Origin of the sequence: Chelativorans sp., assembly GCF_031180965.1 — a bacterium.
In the GTDB taxonomy this organism is placed as follows: Bacteria; Pseudomonadota; Alphaproteobacteria; order Rhizobiales; family Rhizobiaceae; genus Chelativorans.
This window is the reverse complement of record NZ_JAPSLH010000029.1, coordinates 44,252-53,282: the sequence shown is the minus strand read 5'-3', so window position 1 is coordinate 53,282 and position 9,031 is coordinate 44,252. Positions and strand designations below refer to the sequence as shown.

5 protein-coding genes are annotated in these 9,031 nt (G+C 67.3%); 4 read left to right on the top strand and 1 reads right to left on the bottom strand.

Annotated features, from left to right (window positions below; translation table 11 throughout):
• Positions 1-1,135: acetyl-CoA C-acyltransferase (locus tag RIN79_RS18015; RefSeq protein ID WP_309086067.1), on the bottom strand; the 1,135-nt coding region annotated here is incomplete at its 3' end.
• A gap of 185 nt (positions 1,136-1,320) precedes the next feature.
• Between RIN79_RS18015 and RIN79_RS18010 the strand changes: the two genes are divergently transcribed.
• From RIN79_RS18010 to RIN79_RS17995, 4 genes are all read left to right on the top strand, one after another.
• Entirely contained in the window at positions 1,321-1,581 is a 261-nt protein-coding gene (locus RIN79_RS18010) for a hypothetical protein (protein WP_309086066.1), read from the top strand.
• On the top strand, positions 1,578-2,069 hold the full coding sequence (locus tag RIN79_RS18005; protein ID WP_309086065.1) for a hypothetical protein: 492 nt from the start codon (positions 1,578-1,580) through the stop codon (positions 2,067-2,069). The genes RIN79_RS18010 and RIN79_RS18005 overlap by 4 nt, the downstream gene beginning before the upstream one ends.
• Positions 2,070-2,342: 273 nt before the next feature.
• Positions 2,343-4,223 carry an autotransporter assembly complex family protein gene (locus RIN79_RS18000; protein ID WP_309086064.1) on the top strand — a complete coding sequence of 627 codons (1,881 nt, stop codon included), beginning with the start codon at positions 2,343-2,345 and terminating at the stop codon, positions 4,221-4,223.
• Between the two features lie 10 nt (positions 4,224-4,233).
• Entirely contained in the window at positions 4,234-8,844 is a 4,611-nt protein-coding gene (locus RIN79_RS17995) for a translocation/assembly module TamB domain-containing protein (protein ID WP_309086063.1), read from the top strand.
• Positions 8,845-9,031: the final 187 nt, after the last annotated feature.

Sequence of the window (9,031 nt, the reverse complement as noted above, 5' to 3'; positions counted from 1 at the left end):
AGGCCGCGAGGCAGGCGAGGATCTGCGCCGCGAAGGCTTCATTGATCTCCCAGAGCTCGATGTCTTCTCGGGCGAGCCCGCGGCGCTTAATCAGTTCCGTCGAGCAGATGGTGGGGCCGAGCCCCATGACCGACGGATCGAGCGCGGCCCATTCGCTGTCCACAAGGCGGGCCATCGGCTTGAGGCCATGCTTCTCGACCGCCTCCTCCGAGGCGATCACGACCCAGCTCGCGCCATCGGTGATCTGCGAGGAATTGCCGGGCGTCACGCGCCCATGCGGCCGCTCGAAGACCGGCTTGAGCTTTTCCAGCTTCTCCATCGAGGAATCGGGCCGCACCCCGTCATCGTGATCGTAGAGCGTGCCGTCGCGCGCCACCGAGGCGATCACCTCGCCCTTCAGGAACCCCTCGGCCTGGGCGCGGGCGAGCCGGCGATGGCTTTCCAGCGCATAGGCGTCCGCCGCCTCGCGCGTGATGCCGAAGGCATGGCCGATGATCTCGGCCGTTTGCCCCATGCTGAGATCTGTCACCGGGTCGGTAAGCCCGCGCTCTAGGCCGATGATGGGCTTGGCCATCTCCGGCCGGAAGGCACCGATGGCCGCCGCCCGCTCCCAGGCGGTCTTCGCGGTGGCGAAGCGGGCGAACCAGCCCGCAGCGTTGCTCGACAGCACCAGCGGCGCATGCGAGAGCGCCTCTGCCCCGCCGGCGAGGATGAGGTCTGCCTGGCCGCCCTCGATCAGCCGAAAGCCGGTGTCGATCGACTGCATGCCCGAGCCGCAATTGATCTGCACGGTGAAGGCACGCATGGCCTCGCCCATGCCGAGTCGGAGCGCAGCCACCCTTGCCGGGTTCATCTCGTCGGCGATGACGTTCACGCAGCCCAGGATGACGAGGTCGAATTCCTCCGGGGCCACCGGCAGCCGCGCCAGGAGCGGCCGCCCCGCCTGGACGGCAAGGTCCACCGGCGTGAAGGGACCGGGCTTTCCCCTCGCCCGCAGGAACGGCGTGCGCGCGCCATCGACGACATAGACCGGCCGACCGGGCGTTTGCGAAGCGGCGCTACCGGTGGTGGCCGTGCTTGTCGCCCGGCGGGGCCGCGAACCTGTTCTGATCGCCGTTCCGGCTGCCTCCGACATCAAATCCTGCCTCCCTCGCCTTCCGCCAGGCGCCCTGCCCTGGAGAGTAGTCGGCTGTGCGGCTTTCGCCAGAGCCGCAACGTCGCCGAATGTTTGTTCGTTCCTCCCGGTCGGGAAATTTGTCGGCCAACGAAACACCGCTGGCCGCGGGGAGTTCGGCAGGAAAACCCTCAAAGGAGACGGATATGCCGGACGACAAATCCCCGGACGACAAGACCAACGATGCACGCGGAATGAACCGCCGGATAGGCCAGGCAGACCTCGCCGACGACCGGATGGGCAAGAACAGCCTGCAGGGCGACGACCAGACGAGCGTCCGCAACGAGCGCCAGGAGCAGGCGAATGCGCGGCTTGAAGCCGACGACGTGATGGAAAGTTTTGCCAAGATGGACAAGGAGGTGCGCGCACGCCGGGATCTCGGCAAGGGCAACAGGAGCGGCAAATGAGGCCTTTGAACATGCCGGCTGCGTTGGTTGTCGCGGGCCTTCTTGTCGCGCCGGCCGCTTTCGCCCAGACGGACACGGGTCCCAACAATACGCGCGGAAGCGCTCCTGCCATCGTTACCCCCGACCAGAGGGGCGGGCAACGGGAGAATCCGAACAACATCCGCACGGAATTCGAGGATTTGGTGCAGATTCGCGGCACTTGGGCGGCCGACAAGGCGGCTTGCGCCGACATGCAACCGGAGGGCGGCGATACCGGCCTTTATCTCACCGATACGCTCCTGCGCTGGCAAGGCACAACCTGCAGCATCCGCGACGTCGATGCGGAAGAGCAGAGTGCCACGCTTCGGGCACTCTGCACGGAGGATAGTGTTCGCCGCGAACGCACCATCGGCGTCGAAATCACGGGCGAAGATACGCTTTCGCTCGCCTTCCAGACAGAAGGACAGCAGAACAACGTCTCGCTGACGCGCTGTCAGGCAGCCCAATAGGCTGTTGCCGGCTTGCACCAGTCCGCCCCTCCCTCGGGCGGTAGGGGCCGCGACGGGGGTCGGCGCATTAGGAAGTTCTTGTGGGGTTTATGCATAGTAGGGTAGTGCTTGCCCTGTCCGCCGTTTACCGCCAGCCTTTCGGCTGTCGCGGCATCGGCGCGGCAGGGCGGGGACATCGGGAAACTTTGGGCGGCGCAGCGTTTCGTGTGGCCGGGAGGGACTTTGAGTTACTGCAGTGCCGGTTCCTGGCGAAAGCCCCTACGCCTGAAAGTTGTGGCTGTACTTTGCGCCGCCAGCCTTGTTGCGCCGGCGCCCGCCCTGGCGCTGGAGATTTTTGGGCTCCGCCTTTTTGAGCGGGACCGGCCCGAAGACGAGGTGATCGGCACCCCGCAGCCTTACACCGTCGATTTCGTGGTGCAGGGCGAGGAAGACGGTATCGAACGGACCTTGCGCCGTGCCTCCCGCCTCTGGGGCGGCCGCGACGAACCGGCTTCGGGCGCGGCCGGGCTAATCGCCACGGCGCGCGGCGACTATCGGCGCCTGCTCAACGCGCTCTATGCCGATGCACGCTACGGCGGCACGATTTCGATTACCATCGATGGCCGCGAGGCCGCCGATCTTCCACCGGATGCGGAGCTGGCAAGCCCTGCGGCCGTGCGCGTGTCGATCGATCCCGGTCCCCTCTTCCACTTCGCCGAAGCCGGCATCGTCAACCAGGCGCCGCCCGCCAGAAACCGTCGCGACCGCGTCGAAAATCCCGTCGACGAGGGCTTTCGCATAGGCGAACCGGCGCGCAGCGGCGTCATCATCGGGGCTGGCCAGCTTGCCGAGGAGGCGTGGCGGCAACAAGGTCATGCCAAGGCCACTGTCGTTGAGCGGCGCGTTACAGCGGAGCACCCAAGCAACACGATCGATGCAGAGCTTGTCGTCGATCCAGGGCGCTATGCCGTCTTCGGCCCCGTCAGCGTCACCGGCACCGAGCGCATGGATCCAGGATTCGTCGCCCGCCAGACCGGCATTCAGCCCGGCAAGGAATATGATCCGGACGATCTGAGGGAGGCGCGTGACAATCTTACCCGGCTCGACGTGTTCCGTTCCGCCCGCGTGCAGGAAGCGGAGACGATCGGGCCGGACGGAACCCTGCCTATCCAGGTGATCCTGCAGGAGCGGCTGCCTCGCCGCTTCGGTGCCGGCGGCTCGTTCTCGACCGTCGATGGACTCGGGCTCGAAGCCTTCTGGCTGCATCGCAACCTGTTCGGGCGCGCCGAAAGGCTGCGCATAGAGGGGAAGGTGGCGGGCATCGGCGCCACAATCGACCCCGAGGACTTCACCTACAGGACCGGCGTCACCTTCACCAAGCCCGGCATCTACACGCCCAAGACCGATCTTGTCGCCTCCCTCTTCGGGGATCGCGAGGTGCTAGACATCTACACGCGAACGGGGGTGACCGCCGAGCTCGGCATAACTCACGGCTTCACGGACGAACTGACCGGCAGGTTCGTGCTTCGCGGCGGCTATGCCGAATTCGAGGATGATGTATTCGGCATTCGCGATTTCGTGACCGTGGGTTTCCTGGGCGGCATCGCCTATGACTCTCGGGACAATGCTGCCGATGCCACCGAAGGCATCTTTACCGAGCTTACGGTGGAGCCGTTCTACGAATTCAACTACGGCAACGCCGCGGTGCGCATGGTCGCCGACGGCCGCGCCTACTACAGTTTCGACGAGGAGGACCGCTTCGTCGTGGCAGGCCGCGTGCGGCTCGGGGCGGTGGTCGACCCGCCCATCGAGGAGACCCCGCCCGACAGGCTATTCCTGGCCGGCGGCGGGGGCTCCGTGCGCGGCTACGAATATCGCAGCATAGGCGTGGAGACGCCGCTTGGCACGGTTGGAGGACGCTCTCTCATCGAAGCTTCGGCAGAGCTGCGAGTGCGCGTGACTCGGTCCATCGGGCTCGTTGCCTTTGCCGATGCCGGTTATGTCGGCGAAAGCGCCGTTCCCGATTTTTCCGAGGACCTGCGCATCGGCGTGGGAGCGGGCTTGCGCTATCTCACCGGCTTCGGGCCGATCCGCCTTGATGTGGCGGTCCCCCTCGACCCGCGCGAAGACGATCCGGCCGTCGCCTTCTATGTCGGCATAGGTCAGGCCTTTTAGGAGCGGCCCAATGCGTTTCCTGCTCGCTCTCCTTCTCTTCCTGTCGGCCGGCCCGGCCCTTGCCCAGGATCCGACGCCGGAAACTCCGGAAGAGGAGCGCTCGGTCTTCATTTCCTTCATCGAGAACCGGCTCTCCACGCCCAACCGGCAGATCCGCATCAACGGCATCCAGGGGGTGCTCTCCTCCGAAGCCGCCATCACCGAGATCACGGTTGCCGACCGCGCGGGCGTCTGGCTGCGCATCACGGGTGCAACCATCGACTGGAGTCGCTCGACGCTGCTCCTGCAAAGGCGGCTGGAAATCTCGCGCCTGGCGGCTGACTCCATCGAGGTGCTCCGCCGGCCGTTGCCGCCGGAAGGTGCCCTGCCCTCACCGGAAGCCCGGTCCTTTGCCGTGCCGGAATTGCCTCTCGCGATGAATCTGGGGCGGCTCGAGGTTCCCTCCGTTTCCTTCGGCGAGGACGTGTTCGGCCTGCAGGCGAATCTTTCCGTCGAGGGCCGACTGCGGCTGGAGGGCGGCTCGCTCGATACCGCCCTGCAGATCGTCCGACTGGACGGACCGGGCGGCGAACTATCGCTCGAGGCAGTCTACGACAACGCCGCGGACCGGCTCGATCTCGATTTCGCCCTCACAGAGCCGCAGGACGGCGTCGTGGCCAATCTGCTCAACATCGAAGGCCGCCCCCCTTTGGCCTTGACGCTGGCTGGCTCCGGCCCGGTGGAAAATCTCGACCTCGCGCTGACATTGGCGGCGGCCGGCGAACCGGCGCTTTCAGGCACCGCCCGGTTCCGCCAGCAGCCGGAAGGCCTGGGCTTCACCGCCAATGTCGGTGGCCCGATCGCCCGGCTGATCCCCGCGCGGTACCGCCCCTTCTTCGGCGCCGAGACCACCCTCCAGGCCGCCGGCGTGGCAAAGACCGGCGGCGGGCTGCGGCTCGAAACCTTGGACCTGACGAGCGCCGCGCTGAGGCTTCAGGCAAGCGCCGAGACGGCGGCCGACGGCTTTTTGAATTCGCTTTCGCTCGACGCCAATATAGCGGATCCCACGGGACAGCAGGTCCTGCTTCCCGGGGGCGGCGAAACCTCGGTGCGAACGGCCGGGCTTACCGCCCGGTTTGGCGAGGCGGGCGGCGACAACTGGACCGCCTCGCTAGATGTGCGCAACCTGCAGACCGGTACCGTCGCCGCCGATGCCATGACGCTCGCCTTCGATGGCATAGCTGCGGATCTCGCAGTGCCGGACCAGCGCCGAATCACCTTCAGCGGCGAGGGCGCGCTGTCCGGCATCACCGCTGCGCGCGCCGAGATCGCGGAAGCACTGGGCGAGACGATCCGGTTCAGCGCGGACGGCGCATGGCGCGCCGGCGAGCCGCTCTCCCTGAACCGGGCGGAACTTGCCGGCAGCCACCTTGCCGCCACGCTTTCGGGCACTGTCCTCGACTATGCTTTCCGCGGGGATCTCGGCCTGAGGGCCGCCAGCATCGCGCCTTTCTCAGCCCTTGCGAACCGGGATCTGGGCGGCAGCGTGGACCTGCAGGCCAATGGTGAGGTCCGGCCCATCAGCGGCGCCTTCGACCTGACGCTGGACGGCACGGCCGAGGAGCTTCGGATAGGCATGGCCGCCCTTGACCCGCTGCTTGCCGGCGCAACGCGGCTTTCCGGTCGCCTTGCGCGCGGCGAAGAAGGCTTTTCAGCTGACAATTTCCGTATCGCCAGCGAGCAGATGGAATTCACCGCCGATGGCACTTTCTCCAGCGAAGCGGCCGATTTCCGCTTCGACACGGTGCTTGATGACCTGGGGCTCATAACAGACCGCGCCCAGGGCCGGCTGACGGCGAGCGGCCGCGCCTCAGGCACTGCCGGTGATCTCAGCCTTTCCTTCGTTGCCGAGGTGCCGCGCGGGCGCGTCCTGGAAAAACAGCTCACGCAAGCCCGCATCGGCTTTGAAGGCACGCTGCAGGATGAGGTGCTCGCCGGGCGGGTGACCGGCGAAGGATTCCTCGACGGAACGCGTGCGAGCCTTGCCACCGACCTCACCCTGGCGGAGGACGAGAGGAGGCTGAGGGGCATCGAGTTCACGACGCAAGGCGCTCGATTGACGGGAGACATCGCCCAGGACGGGCAGGGATTACTTGCCGGCGAGGTCGCCCTTGATGCTTCCGACATCTCGACTGCCGCCGCACTGTTCCTCGTGCAAGCCGAGGGTGCGATCAATGCCGAGCTCGCGCTGGAGCCGCGCGAGGGCGGGCAGCATGCCGCCGTAAACGCCACGATGCGAAACCTCGCCACCGAGCAGCTCTCGTTGGGCACCGGCGAAGTCCAGGCGACCGTCTCCGATCTTTTCGGCGTGCCCGCCGTCCAGGGGACCCTTGAGGCCGCCAATCTCGGGGCGGCAGGGATCGATGTGGCGACACTCAGCGCCAACGCGCAGACGAACGGGAGTGCGACCGAGTTTTCCGCCGGAGCCAGGCTTGCAAACGGCACCAATGTCTCCGCGCGCGGCGGGCTGGCGCCGCAGGATGGCGGCTATGTCGTGACGCTCCAGGAAGCCGCGCTCGATCAGGCCGGCGTCTCCGCGCGCCTCCTTCGCCCGGCAAGCCTCACCGTGCGCGGCGAGACGGTCCGCTTCGAGCCCGTGCAGCTTGACGTCGCCGGCGGGCGCGTGACAGCGCAAGGCGAGATCGGCCAGGCGCTGAACGTGGCGCTTGGGCTGGAGCGCGTGCCGCTTTCCATCGTCAACGCCATCCGCCCCGACCTGGCGCTCGCCGGCACTCTGGATGGCCAGGCGACTATCTCCGGCACCCGCGAGGCGCCGCAGGCCTCCTTCCGGGTGACCGGGCGCGGGATCGCGGCGGCGGCACTTCGCCAGGCGGGTATCCCTTCGCTTGGCGTCGAGGCGAGCGGGACCACCCGCGGCCAGATGCTCGGCCTCAATGCCAGCATGACCAGCCCGAACGGCCTCAATGCGACCGTTTCGGGCGATGTCCCCCTCGGCCAGGGCCGGATGGCGCTCGACGTCGGCCTGCGCTCTTTCCCGCTGTCGCTGCTCAACGCGCGCATACCCGGCCAGGACCTCGGCGGCACGCTGACGGGCTCGGCGCGCGTGACTGGCAGCCTTGCCAACCCGAATGCGACCTTCACCGCGCAGGTGGCAGGCCTTACCGCGCGTCCCCTCGCCTCCTTCGGCATTGCGCCGCTCAGCGTCAGCGCATCCGGGGACTATGCGGGCCGCAGCCTCACCCTCCGCTCGCTCAACGCAACCGGCCCCTCCGGTCTGTCCATCGCGGCGAGCGGCCGGGTGCCGCTGGCGGGAAGCGGATTGGCCGTCCAGGTGCGCGGCAGCGCGCCTCTGTCGCTGGCAAACCGCTTCCTCGCCGAACGCGGCACACAATTTTCCGGCACGGCGACTGCGGATCTCACCATAGGCGGGAGCCTCGCCAGCCCGGCCATATCCGGGACATTCTCGACGGCCGGTGCCACCGCCGTCGATCCCGCATCGAACCTGCGGCTGACCGGCATCGCTATCAATGGCGGGATTTCCGGGGACACTGTGACCATCCGCTCGGGCGCGGCCAGCCTGGCGGCCGGCGGCTCGCTCTCCGCCTCCGGCACGATCTCCACAAGCGCTGCCGCGGGATTTCCGGCGGATTTGGCGCTGCGCCTCGACGAAGCGCGCTATGCGGATGGGGAGCTCCTGACCGCCACCTTGAGCGGCGCCCTGCGTCTTTCCGGCCCCCTCACCCGCGATCCCCTCCTTTCGGGCAACCTCGAAGTCAGCCGTGCTGAGATCCTGGTGCCGGAGAATTTCGGGGGGTCGGCGGCGCAGCTCGACGTGCGGCATGTCGACCCGCCGCGCGCAGTGGTTCAAACGCTGGCGCGCGCCCGCGCGAATGACGGCACGCCCATGCCAAGCCAGCGGCCGAGCGTCATGCGGCTTGACGTGAACATCAACGCTCCGGCCCGTATCTTCGTGCGCGGCCGCGGCCTCGACGCGGAGCTCGGCGGTTCCGTTCGCCTGACCGGACCGGTAAGCGCCGTCGAGCCGGTGGGCGGCTTCCGGCTGGTGCGCGGCCGGCTTGCCATTCTCGGTCGCCGCATCACCTTCGAGGAGGGCACGGTGACGCTTGTCGGCGACCTTGACCCGTTCCTTGACTTCATCGCCCGCTCTCCCGGCCGCGATATCACTGTGTTCATAACGGTGCGGGGACGGGTGTCGGACCCGGCGATCACCTTCTCGTCGGATCCTGAGCTCCCCCAGGATGAGGTTCTTTCCCGGCTCATTTTCGATCGCGGCGTGGACCAGCTCTCGCCTTTCCAGCTCGCCCAGCTGGCGGCTGCCGCGGCCGAGCTGGCCGGCGGTTCCAACATGTCGCTCCTGGGCGGGATACGGGAAGCCACGGGCCTGGACGAGCTCGATATCGTGACTGACGAGGAAGGCAACGCCGCAGTGCGCGCCGGTCGCTACATCCAGGAAAACGTCTATCTTGGCGTGGAGGCGGGCGCGGGCGGCACGACGCGCGGCACCATCAATCTGGACGTGACCGATAATCTGCGGGTGCGGGGTTCCGTCGGCACGGGCGGCGAATCCGATCTCGGCATCTTCTACGAGCGGGATTACTGAGCCGCTTTCTGCGGAGTATTACGCCCCCGCCTGGAAAACGGGCAAAAAAAATGCCGGCGCTTAACGCCGGCAAACGACACGCAATTGTGGGGTTGGGGGGCGGGGGGAGTGCGTGTCGTCGATAGCCAAATGCCCGGCACACCCGAAAGTTCCACCGGGCGGAAAAAAATCTCCACGGAATGGAAAA